At 56.5% G+C, this 15,736-nt stretch carries 18 protein-coding genes; 15 read left to right on the plus strand and 3 right to left on the minus strand.

Translation table 11 applies throughout. The features are described from left to right. Positions 1 to 52: 52 nt before the first annotated feature. The 12 genes from cobK (at position 53) to cobO (ending at position 11,859) form a co-directional block, all read left to right on the plus strand. Positions 53 to 829, plus strand: coding sequence for a precorrin-6A reductase (gene cobK / locus BRO54_RS16645; RefSeq protein WP_074044656.1), 777 nt, complete (start codon positions 53 to 55; stop codon positions 827 to 829). Between the two features lie 162 nt (positions 830 to 991). Further along, a complete protein-coding gene (locus BRO54_RS16650) occupies positions 992 to 1,639 on the plus strand; it encodes a precorrin-8X methylmutase (protein ID WP_074044657.1) in 648 nt (215 codons plus the stop codon). Positions 1,640 to 1,644: 5 nt separating this feature from the next. Then, positions 1,645 to 2,763 (plus strand): cobalt-precorrin-5B (C(1))-methyltransferase, encoded by a 1,119-nt coding sequence (locus BRO54_RS16655; protein WP_074044671.1) that lies wholly within the window; start codon positions 1,645 to 1,647, stop codon positions 2,761 to 2,763. Next, a complete protein-coding gene (locus tag BRO54_RS16660) occupies positions 2,729 to 3,934 on the plus strand; it encodes a bifunctional cobalt-precorrin-7 (C(5))-methyltransferase/cobalt-precorrin-6B (C(15))-methyltransferase (RefSeq protein WP_074044658.1) in 1,206 nt (401 codons plus the stop codon). Before BRO54_RS16655 ends, BRO54_RS16660 begins: the two co-directional genes overlap by 35 nt. Then, complete coding sequence (cobI, locus tag BRO54_RS16665) at positions 3,931 to 4,632, plus strand: precorrin-2 C(20)-methyltransferase (protein ID WP_074044659.1); 702 nt, start codon at positions 3,931 to 3,933, stop codon at positions 4,630 to 4,632. The genes BRO54_RS16660 and cobI overlap by 4 nt, the downstream gene beginning before the upstream one ends. Next, entirely contained in the window at positions 4,629 to 5,402 is a 774-nt protein-coding gene (gene cobM, locus BRO54_RS16670; protein WP_074044660.1) for a precorrin-4 C(11)-methyltransferase, read from the plus strand. The genes cobI and cobM overlap by 4 nt, the downstream gene beginning before the upstream one ends. Before the next feature lies 1 nt (position 5,403). Further along, positions 5,404 to 6,603, plus strand: coding sequence for a cobalt-precorrin 5A hydrolase (locus BRO54_RS16675; RefSeq protein ID WP_074044661.1), 1,200 nt, complete (start codon positions 5,404 to 5,406; stop codon positions 6,601 to 6,603). Then, positions 6,549 to 7,913, plus strand: coding sequence for a cobyrinic acid a,c-diamide synthase CobB (locus BRO54_RS16680; RefSeq protein ID WP_074044662.1), 1,365 nt, complete (start codon positions 6,549 to 6,551; stop codon positions 7,911 to 7,913). Before BRO54_RS16675 ends, BRO54_RS16680 begins: the two co-directional genes overlap by 55 nt. After that, the gene (locus BRO54_RS16685) at positions 7,906 to 9,420 is read left to right on the plus strand and encodes a cobyric acid synthase (protein ID WP_074044663.1); all 1,515 of its coding nucleotides are present in this window, start codon (positions 7,906 to 7,908) and stop codon (positions 9,418 to 9,420) included. Before BRO54_RS16680 ends, BRO54_RS16685 begins: the two co-directional genes overlap by 8 nt. A 90-nt stretch (positions 9,421 to 9,510) precedes the next feature. Continuing rightward, positions 9,511 to 10,566: a nicotinate-nucleotide--dimethylbenzimidazole phosphoribosyltransferase gene (cobT, locus tag BRO54_RS16690; RefSeq protein ID WP_074044672.1), complete on the plus strand. Its 1,056-nt coding sequence runs from the start codon at positions 9,511 to 9,513 to the stop codon at positions 10,564 to 10,566. Further along, positions 10,563 to 11,333: a uroporphyrinogen-III C-methyltransferase gene (gene cobA / locus BRO54_RS16695; RefSeq protein WP_074044664.1), complete on the plus strand. Its 771-nt coding sequence runs from the start codon at positions 10,563 to 10,565 to the stop codon at positions 11,331 to 11,333. Before cobT ends, cobA begins: the two co-directional genes overlap by 4 nt. After that, positions 11,314 to 11,859: a cob(I)yrinic acid a,c-diamide adenosyltransferase gene (gene cobO / locus BRO54_RS16700; RefSeq protein ID WP_074044665.1), complete on the plus strand. Its 546-nt coding sequence runs from the start codon at positions 11,314 to 11,316 to the stop codon at positions 11,857 to 11,859. The genes cobA and cobO overlap by 20 nt, the downstream gene beginning before the upstream one ends. A 40-nt stretch (positions 11,860 to 11,899) precedes the next feature. Here cobO and BRO54_RS20130 read toward each other — a convergent pair whose 3' ends face one another. From BRO54_RS20130 to metA, 3 genes are all read right to left on the minus strand, one after another. Next, positions 11,900 to 12,049: a hypothetical protein gene (locus BRO54_RS20130; RefSeq protein ID WP_167367385.1), complete on the minus strand. Its 150-nt coding sequence runs from the start codon at positions 12,047 to 12,049 to the stop codon at positions 11,900 to 11,902. Between the two features lie 176 nt (positions 12,050 to 12,225). Beyond that, positions 12,226 to 12,324 (minus strand): YjcZ family sporulation protein, encoded by a 99-nt coding sequence (locus BRO54_RS16705; protein ID WP_074044666.1) that lies wholly within the window; start codon positions 12,322 to 12,324, stop codon positions 12,226 to 12,228. Between the two features lie 152 nt (positions 12,325 to 12,476). Further along, positions 12,477 to 13,385 (minus strand): homoserine O-acetyltransferase MetA, encoded by a 909-nt coding sequence (gene metA, locus BRO54_RS16710; RefSeq protein ID WP_074044667.1) that lies wholly within the window; start codon positions 13,383 to 13,385, stop codon positions 12,477 to 12,479. A 127-nt stretch (positions 13,386 to 13,512) separates the two neighbouring features. Here metA and BRO54_RS16715 point away from each other — a divergent pair, with 127 nt between their 5' ends. Genes BRO54_RS16715 through BRO54_RS16725 form a run of 3 tightly spaced genes read left to right on the plus strand, consistent with a single transcriptional unit; the run spans position 13,513 to position 15,729 of the window. Continuing rightward, entirely contained in the window at positions 13,513 to 14,028 is a 516-nt protein-coding gene (locus tag BRO54_RS16715) for a hypothetical protein (protein WP_074044668.1), read from the plus strand. A 60-nt stretch (positions 14,029 to 14,088) separates the two neighbouring features. Then, positions 14,089 to 14,565, plus strand: coding sequence for a glutathione peroxidase (locus BRO54_RS16720; RefSeq protein ID WP_074044669.1), 477 nt, complete (start codon positions 14,089 to 14,091; stop codon positions 14,563 to 14,565). A gap of 18 nt (positions 14,566 to 14,583) precedes the next feature. Beyond that, entirely contained in the window at positions 14,584 to 15,729 is a 1,146-nt protein-coding gene (locus BRO54_RS16725) for a conserved virulence factor C family protein (protein WP_074044670.1), read from the plus strand. Positions 15,730 to 15,736: the final 7 nt, after the last annotated feature.

The raw sequence follows: 15,736 nt of genomic DNA on the forward strand, positions 1-15,736 counted from the left end.
ATCATCACCATCACCATCATCATCACCACCATCATTGAAGGAGGAAGCGTCGATGATTTTGTTGTTAGCCGGAACAAGCGATGCCCGCGAATTGGCGGTGATGATCCAACAGGCTGGCTATAACGTGGCCGCGACGGTCGTCACCGATCACGCGGCCGAACAGCTTCGGTCGGCCGGCATTCGCGCCTATGCCGGCCGCTTGGATGCGTCCCAGCTTTCCGATCTGGCCAAAGCCGAGGGGGCCAAAGCGATTGTGGACGCGAGCCATCCATTTGCTGAAGAGGCGTCAAAAAATGCTATGCAAGCGGCAGCAGACGCCGGGTTGCCCTACATTCGCTACGAGCGGCAGGCGTCCTCGTTTTCGTCCGAGAAGGTGACATTTGTCGACAGCTATGAAGAAGCGGCTGACTTGGCGGCGGAAAAAGGCGGCGTCGTGATGCTGACGACCGGCAGCAAAACGCTCGACATTTTCGCTGCCAAGCTGCTCGGGCGCCCGGACGTCAAGGTGATTGCACGGATGTTGCCGCGAAAAGACAATCTTGACAAATGCGAGCGGCTCGGGTTTTCCCAAGAGCAGATCGTCATGATGCAAGGGCCGTTTACGAAAGAGCTCGATCGGGCGCTATACCGCCATTTCGGCGTCACGGTCGTCGTCACGAAAGAAAGCGGCAAGGTCGGGTTTGTCGATGAGAAAATCGCTGCCGCCGAGGAGCTCGGCATCGATGTCATCGTCATCCGCCGCCCACGGTTGTCATACGGCATCGTGCATCACGATTTTGCCGGCGTGCTCGATGCGTTGAAGCAACATGCACCACTTCCAACCGTGTAAAACGTGTTTTCAGAAAAAACAGCAAAACGTTTTTCGCGCCAATGGCGTCCCATGCGTCTGAGCTTGTTGCCTTCATGCGGGAAGCGAAGCGCACGGATGGAAGGAATGGGCTTCTAGCGGCCGCCCATGCAAGCGATCAAAGGAAGAAAGGAGAGAATTGTCATGGACTTCCATACAACATTTCGTCCGGCGACGGTGCAGCCGGAACAAATTGAAGCGCGCAGCTTTCAAATCATTGATGAGGAAATTGGGGAACATTCATTTACGGAAGAACAATATCGAATTGTTCAGCGCGTCATCCATGCATCGGCTGATTTTGAGCTGGGCAAAAGCCTCATTTTCCACCCGGATGCGATCCGCTCAGGCATTGAAGCCATTCGGAGCGGCAAGCTCGTCGTCGCCGATGTGCAAATGGTGCAAGCCGGCGTCAATCAAGCGCGGCTCAAGAAATTCGGCAGCGCGGTGCGCGTTTATATTTCCGATGAAGATGTCATTGCTGAAGCGAAACGGCTGAACACAACGAGGGCGATCATCGCCATGCGCAAAGCGGTGAAAGAAGCGGAAGGCGGCATTTTTGCCATCGGCAACGCTCCGACGGCGTTATTGGAGCTCATTCGTCTCATCAAAGAAGGAGAGGCGCAGCCGGGATTGGTGATCGGCTTGCCGGTCGGATTCGTCTCGGCGGCGGAATCGAAAGAAGAATTGGCGAAACTCGATGTGCCGTTTATTACGAACCGCGGCCGCAAAGGAGGAAGCACAGTGACCGTCGCCGCCTTGAACGCTTTATCGTTGCTGGCCGAGCGAGGATGACGGCGATGGAAACGAAAAAAACGCTGCGTGAAGGGTATACGACCGGATCGTGCGCGACAGCGGCAACGAAAGCAGCGCTCATTGCGCTTATTACCGGAAAGGCGCAGTCAGAAGCGACGATCCGTCTGCCGATTGGTCGAGTGGCGACATTTTCGCTCGCCTCCTGTTCGTTCGATGGCGAAACGGCGACGGCGGCGGTCGTGAAGGATGGCGGCGATGACCCGGATGCGACGCATGGCGCGCTCATCGTTTCCACTGTCTCGTGGACCTCGTCGCCGGGCGTTCATATCGATGGCGGTGAAGGGGTCGGACGCGTCACGAAACCGGGGCTGCCGGTGCCGGTCGGGGAAGCGGCGATCAATCCGGTGCCGCGGCAAATGATCCGCGAAGCGGTCGGCGAAGTGTTGGCGCAATACGGTCTAAATCGCGGGGTGAAGGTCGTCATTTCTGTGCCCGGCGGCGAGGAAATCGCCAAAAAAACGTTGAATCCGAGACTTGGCATCATTGGCGGCATCTCGATTTTAGGAACGCGCGGCATCGTCGTTCCGTTCTCCACCGCCGCCTACCGGGCGAGCATCGTGCAGGCGATTCAAGTGGCGAAAGCGAACGGCTGCCGCCATGTTGTCATCACGACCGGGGGGCGGAGCGAAAAGTATGCCATGCAAGAATATCCGCATTTGCCGGAAGAAGCGTTTATCGAAATGGGCGATTTTGTCGGCTTTACACTGAAACAATGCAAACGGCTTGGCATCAAGACGGTGTCGATGGTCGGGATGATGGGGAAATTTTCGAAAGTCGCCCAAGGAGTGATGATGGTGCACTCGAAAAGCGCCCCGGTCGACTTTGGTTTTTTGGCTGCCATCGCCGAGCAGGCAGGTGCTTGTCCAGAACTGGTGGCTGCGGTGCGCGGCGCGAATACAGCGGCGCAAGTCGGCGACATGATGCAAGAAGCCGGTTGCACGAAGTTTTTCGAGTTGTTGTGTGAAGCGTGTTGCCAGGCGGCGCTTCACGAAGTCGGAGGCGGCCTGACGGTGGCCACGTCCATTTACACAATGAACGGACAACGATTAGGAAAGGCGGTGCAGACCGATGGGGACGATGAAGTTGATCGGCGTGGGGGCTGATGGGCAAGCAAGTCTTCCTGAGCTGTATCGACGCTGGATTGATGAAAGCGAGCTGCTTGTCGGCGGTGCGCGGCAGCTGGCGATGTTTCCTGAATACGAAGGAGAAACGATGGTCATCCGCCGCGGACTGGCGGAGCTGGTGGAGCGGCTCCGTCATGAGACGCGCAACACGGTCGTGCTCGCTTCCGGCGATCCGCTGTTTTACGGCATCGGCAGCTATTTGGCCGGCAAATTGCCGATCGAAGTGTATCCGGCCGTCAGCTCGGTGCAATGGGCGTTTGCGAAAATGGGCGAGTCTTGGCAAGACGCGGCGTTCATCAGCGTCCATGGCCGGTCGTTGACAGGCTTGGCTCAACGGATCGACGGGCGGCGCAAAGTCGCCATATTAACCGATGAGACGAACTCGCCGGCCGCCATCGCCCGCTATTTGCTCGAGTACGGCATGACGGAATATGAGGCGTTTGTCGGCGAGGAGCTCGGCGGGCCGAATGAGCGATGCCGGTTTTTCAAGCTAGAAGAAATGGCAGAAACCGAGTTTTTTCCATTAAATATAGTCATTTTGCGGCAAACCGCTCCCGGTCCGGTTTGGCCGCTCGGCATTGACGATGGTGAATTTTTCCAACGCAAGCCGGACAAAGGGCTAATTACAAAGAAAGAAATTCGCGTCTTAAGCGTAAGCGCCTTGCGCTTGCGCCTGGACAGCGTTGTCTGGGACATTGGGACGTGCACGGGTTCGGTCGCGATTGAAGCGGCGAAAATCGCCCGCGACGGGGCGGTGTTTGCGATTGAAAAAAATGAATACGACCTTGAGATTTGCCGGCAAAACTTGCGCAAATTCCGCGTTGACATCACGCTTGTGCACGGCAGGGCGCCCGATCGGCTCGATGAGTTTGCCGACCCGGATGCCATCTTTATCGGCGGCACGTCAGGCGCGATGGCGCCGTTGTTGGACGTCTGTGCGAAACGGCTGAAGAAAAATGGACGCATCGTGATCAACGCGGCAACGGTTGAGACGCTTGCTGAAGCGGGCCGCGAGCTGCGCGAACGCGGGTTTCATGTCGACATCACCCTCGCGCAAGTGTCGCGAAGCAAGCCGATTTTAGAGTTGACGCGCTTTGAGGCGCTCAATCCGGTGTATATTCTGGCTGCGAAGCGGGAGGGAGACGAATGACCGGCACGTTGTACGGCATCGGCGTTGGCCCGGGCGATCCGGAGCTTATGACGGTGAAAGCATACCGCCGCCTAAAGGAAGCGGATGTCATCGCCTATCCAAAAAAAGGGCGGCAAAGCAAAAGCTATGCGGAACAAATTATTGATGCGTATTTTGCGCCAGAGGAAAAACGGCGGCTCGGCCTGCATTTTCCGATGACAAAAGACCCGGCCGTGCTTGAGCCGAAGTGGAACGAGGCGGCGGACGCCATTTGGGCGGAGCTGTCGGCCGGGCGCGATGTCGCGTTTGTGACCGAAGGCGACCCGCTGTTGTACAGCACGTTCATCCATTTGATGCACGTGATGGAGCGCCGCTATCCGGAAGCGCCGATTGAAGTTGTCCCTGGCGTCAGTTCGGCCAACGCTGCTGCCGCTAGGCTTCGTCTGCCGCTGGCGGATGGTGATGAAACCGTGGCGATCGTGCCCGCCCGCGACGATGTTGAGGTGATGAAAGCAGTGCTTCTTGAGCACGATTGCGTCGTCTTTTTTAAAGTGGCGAAAGTGATCGATTTGATGATTCGCCTCTTGCGTGAGCTCGATTTGCTTCATCGCGCCGCTGTTGTGACGAAAGTGACGTCCGGCGAGGAAGTGGTATGGAACGTTGAGGAGCTCGACGGGGCGGAGCTCGAATATTTGACATTGATGGTGGTGAGAAAGTGAAGCTGTATATCGTAGGAGCGGGGCCGGGCGCACCAGATTTGATCACGGTTCGCGGCGCCGAGCTTCTCGCTGCGGCGGACGCCATTTTTTACACAGACTCGCTAGTGAGCGCGGAATTGATCGAGCGCTACCGGAAGCCGGATGCTGACGTTTTCCATACCGCCGGCATGCATTTAGAAGAAATGGTCGCGGCAATGGTGGAACAAGTGAAACAAGGCCGGCTTGTCGTGCGCGTCCATACCGGTGATCCATCGATTTACGGGGCGACGCTTGAGCAAATCGCTTTGTTGAAGCAAGAAGAAATTGAAGTGGAAATCGTCCCCGGCGTCAGTTCGGCATTTGCCGCCGCGGCAGTCGTGCAGGCGGAGCTCACCATCCCGGAATTAACGCAGACGGTGATTTTCACCCGCGCCGAGGGGCGGACGCCGATGCCGCCGCGTGAGAAATTGCAGGAGCTGGCGCAACATCATTGCACGCTCGTTCTTTTTTTAAGCGCGACGCTTGCAAAAAAAGTAAGCGCGGCGCTCCTTGAAGCGGGCTGGAGCGGTGATACGCCGACGGTGGTCGTCTATAAGGCGACGTGGCCGGATGAGATTGTGATTCGTTCCACCGTTGCCACAATGGCTGAGGATATGCGGCGCCATGGCGTGACGAAGCACGCGATCATGTTGGCCGGTTGGGCGCTCGATCCCCATATTCATGAGCGCGGATACCGTTCGAAGCTGTACGACCGCACGTTTACGCACGGATATCGAAAGGGGGAGAAGTAAGGTGGGGGCTGCTGCCGCGAACAACGAAAGACACGGCTCCTACGCTGTCGTGGCCATTACGAAACACGGGGTCGAGATCGCCCGACGTCTTGGCGGCGCTCTTGCGGGAGCGGACGTTTATTATACGGATAAATTCGCCCGCGGTGATGAAGCCAAGCACGGGATCCGCCTGTTTTCCGGCAACGTCAGGGCCTTGTTGCCGGAGTTGTTCGCCCGCTATGACGGACTCATTTGCATCATTTCGCTCGGCGCTGTCGTGCGGATGATCGCTCCGCTGTTAAAAGATAAAAAGACCGATCCTGCGGTCGTGGTGATCGATGATAAGGCTGAACATGTGATCAGTGTTCTGTCCGGCCATTTGGGCGGAGCGAACGAACTGACGCGGCGCGTTGCTGCCATTTTAGGCGCCCGCCCGGTCATTACGACCGCTTCTGACGTGCAGCAGACAATCGCCGTCGATCTGTTCGGCCGCCAGTTCGGCTGGGAATGGGAATCAGCTGACAAGCTGACGCCGGTGAGCGCCGCGGTCGTGAACGAAGAGCCGGTCGCGATCGTGCAAGAGTCGGGGGAAACCGGCTGGTGGCCGGAAGGGCGGCCGTTGCCCAAAAACATTGCCGTGTACGACTCGATCGCGGAAGCGCTCGCTGCCCGCCCGGCGGCCGCGCTTGTGGTCACTCACCGCCTGCTTGACCCGGAAGAGGAAGCGATTTTACAAAACGGCGTCCTGTATCGTCCGAAAGTGATCGCCTTGGGCATCGGCTGCAACCGCGGCACTTCGGCTGAAGAAATTGAGGCGGTCATCCATGAGACGTTGGCGGAGCTTCATTTTTCGATCAAAAGCGTCAAGGCAGTGTGCACCATTGATTTGAAAAAGGATGAACAAGGACTTTTGGAGGTAGTAAACAAATATGGATGGGAATTTGTTGTGTATACGCCAGAGGAGCTGAACACGGTGCCGATCGAAGCGCCGTCGGAAACGGTGTACCGCTACACCGGTGCGTACGGGGTGAGCGAGCCGGCCGTGAAATTGTACAGCGGGGCCGATCGGATGGCGCTGGTGAAAAAGAAGTCCGGCAATGTGACGATTTCCGTGGCGCTCATCGATCATCAAAAGAAAGCGACCATGCAGGGAAAGGGGAAAGAGGCATGCGACGGCTTGTCATCGCCGCACCGGGAAGCGGCGCCGGCAAAACGACCGTGACGCTTGGGTTGATGGCGGCCATGAGGCAGCAAGGATATACGGTGCAAGGGTTTAAATGCGGTCCGGACTACATCGACCCGACTTACCATACGGCTGTGACCGGCCGGCCGGCGCGCAACTTGGACAGTTGGATGATGGGAAGCGAAGCGGTCAAAACGGTGCTCGCCAACGGTTGTCAAGGGGCTGATATCGCCATCATCGAGGGGGTGATGGGGCTGTTTGACGGGAAACAGCCGCTTTCTGACGAGGGGTCGACGGCTGAAATCGCCGTGTTGACCGAAAGCCCGGTGTTGCTTGTCGTTGATTGTTCCGGCATGGCCCGCAGCGCCGCCGCCATCGTCCGGGGCTTTCAGACGTTTCGTCCGGATGTGCGCCTCGCCGGCGTGTTTGCTAATCGCGTCGGCAGCGAAGGGCATTTTCGGCTCATCAAGGCAGCGGTCGAGCAAACGTGCGGGGTGCCGGTCGTCGGGTTTCTCACGCAAGACGAAGCGTTGGCGCTGCCGGAGCGTCATTTAGGGCTCGTGCCGTCCGTGGAGCGCGGCGAGCTGGACTCCTTTTTTGCTGAGCTCGGGCAAAAGATGGCGCAAACCCTCGATTGGGAAACGCTCTTTGCCATCGCCGCCGCGCCGTCGCTTGCGCCGCCGCGCCCGTTCATCCACCCCTCTCGGCGCTACCGGGTGCGCGTCGCCGTCGCCAAGGATGCCGCCTTTCATTTTTACTATCCGGAGAATCTGGAGATGCTTGCCGCCTGCGGCGCGGAGCTTGTTTATTTTTCCCCGCTCGCCGGCGAACCGCTTCCAAAAGGGGTGAACGGATTGTATATCGGCGGCGGGTTTCCGGAAGAGTTTGCCGCCAAGCTCGCCAAGCAAACCGCGGTCAAACAGTCGATCCGCGCCGCCATCGAACACGGGTTGCCGACGTTGGCCGAATGCGGCGGGTTTATGTTTCTCACCGAACAGCTTGTTGCGACGGACGGCACGGCCTATGAGATGGCAGGCGTCATCCCGGGGAGGGTCGTGATGAAGACGAAGCTCGCGGCTCTTGGCTACCGCGAAGTGCGTGGTCGAAAAGGAAATTTTCTATTGCCGGAAGGAGAAACGGCGCGCGGGCATGAATTTCACTATTCCGTGTACGAACCGCGGGGCGAGGCGCCGTTTGCCTACGAAACGAGCGGCCGGAAAGGAACAAAGCCTGACGGTTATTTGGCGCACCGGCTTGTCGCCGGCTATGTCCATTTTCATTTCGCGTCTGCCCCGGCGATGGTCGAGCGGTGGCTCGCCGAATGCGAGAAGGTGACAATCAATGGCTAAGGCGCTGCCGATTATGTTTCAAGGCACCCATTCTGATGCCGGCAAGAGCGTCATCGCCACCGCGTTTTGCCGCATTTTCGCCCAAGACGGCTGGAAGACGGCGCCGTTCAAGTCGCAAAACATGTCGTTAAACTCCTACGTGACGCCGGACGGAAACGAAATTGGGCGGGCGCAAGGCATTCAGGCCGAAGCGGCCGGGGTGGCGGCCCGCGCCGAGATGAATCCGATTTTGATTAAGCCAAGCCGCGAGCATGAATCGCAAATCGTTGTGCTCGGCAAACCGTACGGCAATATGCAGGCGTTCGCTTACCGGAACGAGTTTTTCCACCAAGGGCTGGCCGTCATCCGTCGGTCGCTCGAAACGTTGATGAACGAGTATGACCGGATTGTCATTGAAGGAGCGGGAAGCCCGGCGGAAGTAAACTTAAATGACCGCGAGTTGGTCAACATGCGCGTCGCCCGCCTTGCCAACGCCCCGGTCGTGTTGATCGGCGATATTGAGCGGGGCGGTGTGTTCGCGAGCCTCTTTGGGACGCTGGCGCTGCTTGAGCCTGAGGACCGAAAGCGGGTCATTGGCGTCATCATTAACAAGTTTCGCGGCGATGTGGCGCTATTGCAGCCGGGGCTCGATTGGTTTGAGCAGTACACTGGCGTGCCGGTGCTTGGCGTCGTCCCGTATTTGCCCGATTTGGCGATCGATGCCGAAGATTCGCTGGCGCTTGAGCGGTTTGCCGCATCGCCCGATGAGGGCGGGGCGATTGATATTGCGGTGATCCGCTGTCCGAAAATTGCCAATTTCACTGACATCGATCCGCTTCTTTCTGAGCCGGATTGCCGTGTCCGTCTGGTGACGCATGCCGACGAGCTTGGCGAGCCGGATGTGATCGTGCTGCCGGGTAGCAAAAATACGATCGAAGACTTGATTTATATGAAGAAAAGAGGGCTCGCTTCCCGCATTGTGTCGCTTGTCAATGAAGGAAAAGCGAGAGTCGTCGGCTTATGCGGCGGCTACCAAATGCTTGGCGCCGTCATCCGCGATCCGTATGGAGTCGAGACGCCGCTCCCAGAAGTAAAAGGGCTTGGTTTGCTGCCGATTGAAACGACGCTTGAGCGGACGAAAATCACGATCCGTACGGAAGGGATGCTTACGTGGGCGGGCGAGCGGTTTTCGGTGCAAGGATACGAGATTCATATGGGCCGTTCGGCGCCGCTTCCCGGCTATGCGCCGCTTATTGAGGCGGACGGCCGCCATGAAGGGGCGAAGCACAGTGATGAGCGGGTGCTGGGCACATACATGCATGATTTGTTTCATAACGATGCGTTCCGCACCGCGTTTTTCAACAACATTCGCCGCCAAAAAGGAATCGCTCCTTCTGGCGTCCGACTCTTTCGCTCGCTCAAAGAAAAGGCGTTCGACCGGCTTGCCGCTCATGTCCGCCAGCACGTGGCGGTCGAGCGGATCGAACAGATCATGAATGAATTCCAGCAAAAGTCGGCGGCGCCGTGAATGATATGGTGCTAGAAGAGAAAGGAGGAAAGCGCGCATTGGGCCCCGCCCTGATCATTCATGGAAGAGGGGGGATCCTGTGCAAAAATCATGAACATTTCCATTCCATCGATCTGTCACGAAATGGTTGAGGAGGCACGCGCATATATCGATCAATTGACCAAACCGCCCGGCAGCCTCGGCCGTCTTGAAGAAGTGGCGGCCGAGCTCGCCGGCATGACCGGAGAGCTGCTTCCACGCGTCACTCCGCCCGGAGTGCTCGTGTTTGCGGCCGACCATGGCGTCACGGAAGAAGGGGTGTCTGCCTATCCGGCCGAAGTGACGGCGCAAATGGTGTACAACTTTGCCAACGGCGGAGCGGCGATTAATGTGTTCAGCCGGCAAATTGGCGGTTTGTTGGCGATCGTCGATGTCGGTGTCGCCGTGCCGATCGCTGATGAGCGCGTCATTCAGAAAAAGGTGCGCCCGGGAACGAACAATTTTGCGGAAACGGAAGCGATGACGCCGTCCGAGGCCGAACAGGCGCTTCATGTCGGTTACGAACAGGCGGCGTCCATCATTGAGCAAGGCGCCCGCACGCTCATTGTCGGCGAAATGGGCATCGGCAATACGACCGCCGCGAGCACCTTATTGGCCACGTTGACCGATGAGCCGCTTGAGCGCATCGTCGGCAAAGGAAGCGGCATTAGGGAGGAAACGCTTGCCCATAAACGGGACGTGATCCGACGGGCGCTCTTGCTTCATCGACCGGATCCGGCGAAGCCGCTTGAATGGCTTTCGAAAATCGGCGGGTTGGAGATCGCCGCTATGGCCGGGGCGATGCTGGCAGCCGCCGAACGGCGCATTCCGATCTTGCTTGATGGCTTTATTTGCACGGTGGCTGCCCTTGTTGCCCGCCAGTTTGCCGTGAACGTCACAGACTATATGATTGCCGGCCATCGTTCGCAAGAGCCGGGGCACAGTATAGCCCTTCGTTTGCTGGGGAAGGAGCCGCTTTTGGATTTGCGCATGCGCCTTGGCGAAGGAAGCGGCGCGGCGGTAGCGTTTCCGCTCTTGGTGTCAGCAACGGCGATGGTGAACGAAATGGCGACGTTCGCCTCGGCGGGCGTTTCCACGACAGATGAGAAAGGGGAGAAGGGGCGATGACCGTCGGCAAAGTGTATTTAGTCGGCGCTGGGCCGGGGGATGAAAAGCTCATAACGGTTTACGGCCGCGAATGCTTGGAACGGGCGGATGTCATTATTTACGATCGGCTCGTCAACCGGAAGCTGCTGCGCTATGCGAAGTCCGGCGCCGAGCTTCTTTACTGCGGCAAAGAGCCGGGAAAACATGACGCCGTTCAAGAACAAATTCATGAGTTGCTCATCCAGCATGCGCAGGAAGGAAAAACGGTCGTTCGTTTAAAAGGAGGAGATCCGTGCGTCTTTGGCCGCGTTGGCGAAGAGGCAGAAGCGTTGGCTAAAGCTGGCATCCCGTTTGAAATCGTTCCGGGGGTGACATCCGGCATCGCCGCGCCGGCGTACGCCGGCATTCCGGTCACCCACCGTGATTACGCCGCCTCGGTGGCGATGGTCAGCGGGCATCGGAGTGAGCGGATCGATTGGGAGGCGTTGACTCGAGGGTGCGATACGATCATTGTCTACATGGGAGCGGCCAACTTGCCGGATATTTGCGGCCGGCTGATTTCAGCCGGAAAACCGTCGGATACGCCGGCGGCCATCATTGAATGGGGAACGACCGAACGGCAGCGCACGGTGGCGGCGACGCTCGCCGCACTGCCGGCGGAGGCGGAACAGGCAGGCATTTCCCATCCAGCCATCATTATCATCGGTACAGTCGTCCGCCTGCGCGAGGCGTTGCAATGGTTTCCAGAACAGCAAGGGGGCGTGGCGGATGTCGGTGCCCCATCGTGATGGGCGGGTGATTGTCTATACCGGCGATGGCAAAGGAAAAACGACAGCCGCATTTGGTCTCGCGTTGCGCGCGGTTGGCCGCGGAATGAATGTCGCCGTTTTGCAGTTTTTGAAATCGCCGGAACGCACATACGGCGAGCAGTTGGCCCTGCAGCGCCTCGGCGTCGAAGTGCGCCAGCTCGGCGCCGGCTTCACATGGACGAAAACGCCGGATGTCCACCGTGAAGCATTGAAGCGTGCTTGGGCGGTGGCCAAAGAATATGTGCATTCCGGACGGTATGACGTCATCGTGTTGGATGAACTGAACAATGCCTTGGCGATCGATCGGTTTCCGGTTGATGACATCCTATCGGTCAACGATGTGCTGGAACTCATTTGCACGCGCCCACCGTCGCTCCATCTTGTCATCACGGGGCGCGCGGCGCATCCAGAGCTGATGGCGGTTGCCGATATCGTGACGGAAATGAAGCTGGTCAAGCATGACTATGAACAAGGAAGGACCGCGATGAAAGGGATTGAATTTTAGCGACAAAAAGCGGCTAAAAAACGGCCGCTTTTTTTGTAGGTTAGGCATTTTCATCGGTTTTGTCATTTTGGGTTTTGTTTTGCCGCCGTCCTTTGCTGTTGTCGCCGGAAATTGGGCCGCGAAGCAAGGCCATCGGGTCTTGTGTCGGCGCGTTTTGGTTCCGGCTGCCTTTGTTTGGCCGCTTCGTCACGGATCACACCTCCTTTAGGCGTTATCACCGCACCATTAGTATAGGCTGTTCACCTATTTTTATGCGGCGGCAACGAAAAAAAAAACGGGAAACGCTTTTGTTGCGTCCTCCCGCGTGCAGTACGGCCGGATGCTGGCAAACATGGCGGCTGAATGGCATCTGTCTGTTAAGATCTGCTAGTATCCGTACCCACCCAAGCAAGCACATCCGACAATAATCAACAAAATAAACAGAACGACAATTAATGCAAATCCGTTTCCGTGCCAAGCGCCCATTCTGTCCACCTCCCTGTAAAATCTGCTATATGGTATGCCATCGGGCGCGCGAAGGAACGGGACCATTGTCGGAATATGCAAAAATAAGAAAAACGCCTTGCCAAAAGGCAACGGCGTTTTTTTTGTGGAACGATCGAAATGACGTCTTCCTTTTATTCCCATTCGTAGGGAGTTTCCTGGTAAACGTAATAGTTGAGCCAATTCACAAACAGCAAATTCGCGTGCGAGCGCCATGTATTGAGCGGCGGCTGGCTTGGGTCATCATTTGGAAAGTATGATTCCGGGATGTGAATCGGCAGCCCTTTGGCCAAATCGCGTTCATATTCTTCTTTGAGCGTTGTCGCATCATATTCTGGATGGCCGGTTAAGAAAATGTGGCGCCCGTCGTTCGAGGTGACAAGGCAAACGCCAGCTTTGTCGGACATGGACAAAATCGTCAGCTTAGGAACTTTTTCAATATCTTCGCGCTTGACGTCTGTATGGCGGGAGTGCGGCATGCGGAACACATCGTCAAAACCGCGCAATAGTTTCACGTTTTTCGCTTCCACCGTATGGTTGAACACACCGAAGCATTTTTCCGGCAACGGGTATTTCGGAATGCCGTAGTGATAGTATAAGCCAGCTTGTGCCCCCCAACAAATATGCAACGTTGACGTGACGTTTGTTTTCGTCCATTCCATGATATCGGTCAGCTCATCCCAATACGTAACTTCTTCGAACGGCAGTTGCTCGACCGGCGCTCCGGTGATGATCATCCCGTCGAACTTGCGATGGCGGATGTGCGGGAAAATCGTGTAAAATTGTTCTAAATGATGTTTGCTTGTCGTTTTGGGCTCATGGGTCGCTGGGCGCAAAAAGGTGACGTTCACTTGCAGCGGCGAGTTGCCGAGCAGGCGCAACAGCTGTGTTTCTGCTTTTTCTTTTTCCGGCATCAAGTTTAAAATGACGATATTGAGCGGACGGATGTCTTGTGAATACGCCCGTTCTTCATCCATGACGAAAATGTTTTCTTGTTCGAGAATTTCTTTGGCAGGCAAGTCTTTTGGAATGTTGATTGGCAACGATGTCCCCTCCGTTTCGTTCTCATTTTTTAAATAATTTCATTATAAAAAGTTTATCGATTTTCTTCAATTCATTTTTTCTGTCGAAAGGCATTCATAAGCCCGAAGAAATAAGGAGGAACAACGAATGGATCCGACGGCGTTTGACAACTTGAAAACGGTGTTGGAAGGGGCGGTGTATGATGCTGACTTGCAAGGAAAGATTGCCGTCGTCAACCGCCGCGACCTTGTCGATTTGGCCCGTTTGTTCCGGGAGTACGCCATTTCATTTCGGCTGAATGATGCGCCCGATCCGCCCGTCGTCTGCACCGCGCGGCTTTCGCTTGATTTTGCTGAGCTGGTCAATGAGCGTCTCTATCACGGCCGGGCCGGCTGCCGGCTCGCTCTTCTGTTTACCCTCCCGGTTCGCCGCTCGTCCGTTTGTGCGCTCATTGAAGGAACGCTGCGGACGATTTGGGGGGAGGAGCGAATCGTACGGCAAACGCTCCGCTTTACGTTTCCGCATGAACGCGGTCCGTATGAAAATGAAGCCGTGGTCGAATTTGCACGCCTCATTTATGAGGAAAACGCCGCCGATTTGCCGGAGATGGTGCCGTATATGGTTTCATCACTTGAACAATTGCAGCTGTTCGCCGGGCAGTAGTGGCGCAAAAAGTGGAAACAAACGGTGAAATCCGCTATGATGGGGATGAGGTGAAAAATCATGAGTGTATATGAATTCAGCGCCAAAACAATTCGCGGAGAGGAACAACCGCTTTCCGTCTATCGAGGCAACGTACTGTTGATTGTCAACACGGCGAGCCGCTGCGGCTTTACCCCGCAGTATAAAGAACTGCAGGAGCTGTATGACGAATATCGCGATCGCGGGTTTGTCGTGCTTGGTTTCCCGTGCAACCAATTCGGCGGCCAGGAGCCGGGGACGGAAGAGGAAATCGAGCAGTTTTGCCAGCTAAATTACGGCGTGACATTCCCAATGTTCGCCAAAGTCGAAGTCAACGGCGACAACGCCCATCCGCTGTTTCAATATTTGAAAGAGCAAGCACCGGGGGCATTGGGAACAAAGGCGATCAAATGGAATTTCACGAAGTTTTTGGTCGACCGCAACGGCAAGATTGTAGCTCGTTTCGCACCGCAAACAAAGCCAAGCGAGCTGAGAAAGGAAATTGAAAAGCTGCTGTAAGGCAAGGAGGGGTAACGCTTGCGCATTCAAGCGATTGAGCCGACGCCAAGCCCGAACACGATGAAAATATTGCTTGATGAAGAATTGCCTTCCGGCACGCGCCATAACTACAAACCGGACAACATCGATCAAGCGCCGCCGCTTATTCAAGCATTGATGCGCATTGACGGAGTGAAAGGCATTTACCATGTCGCTGATTTTTTGGCTATTGAACGCCATCCGAAATACGACTGGCGCGACATTTTGGCGAAAGTGCGCGAAGTGTTCGGCGAGAAAGTGGATGACGGCGCCGAGGCAAAGCCGAAAGGAAACGAACATTTCGGCGAAGTGAAAGTGTTCGTGCAAATGCTGTACGGTCTGCCGATGCAAGTGAAGCTTGTCGATGGGGAGCGCGAACACCGCGTCGGGCTGCCGAAACCGTTTATGGACGCGGTCATTGAGGCGCAAAAATACGCAGGAAATGTTGTGCTTGAGCGCAAATGGGTCGAAAAAGGAGTGCGCTACGGCACGTTTGAGGAAATCGGCCGCGAAATTGTCGATGAGCTGTCGGCAGCCTATCCGCCCGAGCGGCTGGAGCGGATCGTCAACATGTTCCGCCGCGGTGAGCAGGAAAAAACGGCGCAAAAGCGTCCAAGCCTCAAAGTGACGAGCGAGATGCTCGATGACCCGGATTGGCGCAAACGGTATGCCGCGCTCGAACAAATGGCCGAGCCGACCGAAGACGACATCCCGGTGTTGGCGAAGGCGCTCAAGGATGAAAAAATGGCGATTCGCCGTCTGGCGACGGCGTATCTCGGCATGATCGGCGGCAAAAAGGTGCTTCCGTATTTGTATGAAGCGTTAAAAGATCCTGCTGTCGCTGTCCGCCGCACCGCCGGCGACTGTTTGTCCGACATCGGCGATCCGGAGGCCATTCCGGCCATGATCGAAGCGATAAAGGACGAAAGCAAGCTCGTCCGTTGGCGCGCGGCCATGTTTTTGTATGAAGTCGGCGACGAATCGGCGCTGCCGGCGTTAAAAGCGGCGGAAAACGATCCGGAATTTGAAGTGAGCTTGCAAGTGAAAATGGCGATCGAACGAATCGAAGGCGGCGAAGAAGCGAAAGGCTCCATCTGGAAGCAGATGACGGAGAGCCGGAAGAAAGAAAACGAAACGGAACAGTAAAACGGGG

This window comes from Geobacillus proteiniphilus, assembly GCF_001908025.1.
Lineage (GTDB): Bacteria > Bacillota > Bacilli > Bacillales > Anoxybacillaceae > Geobacillus > Geobacillus proteiniphilus.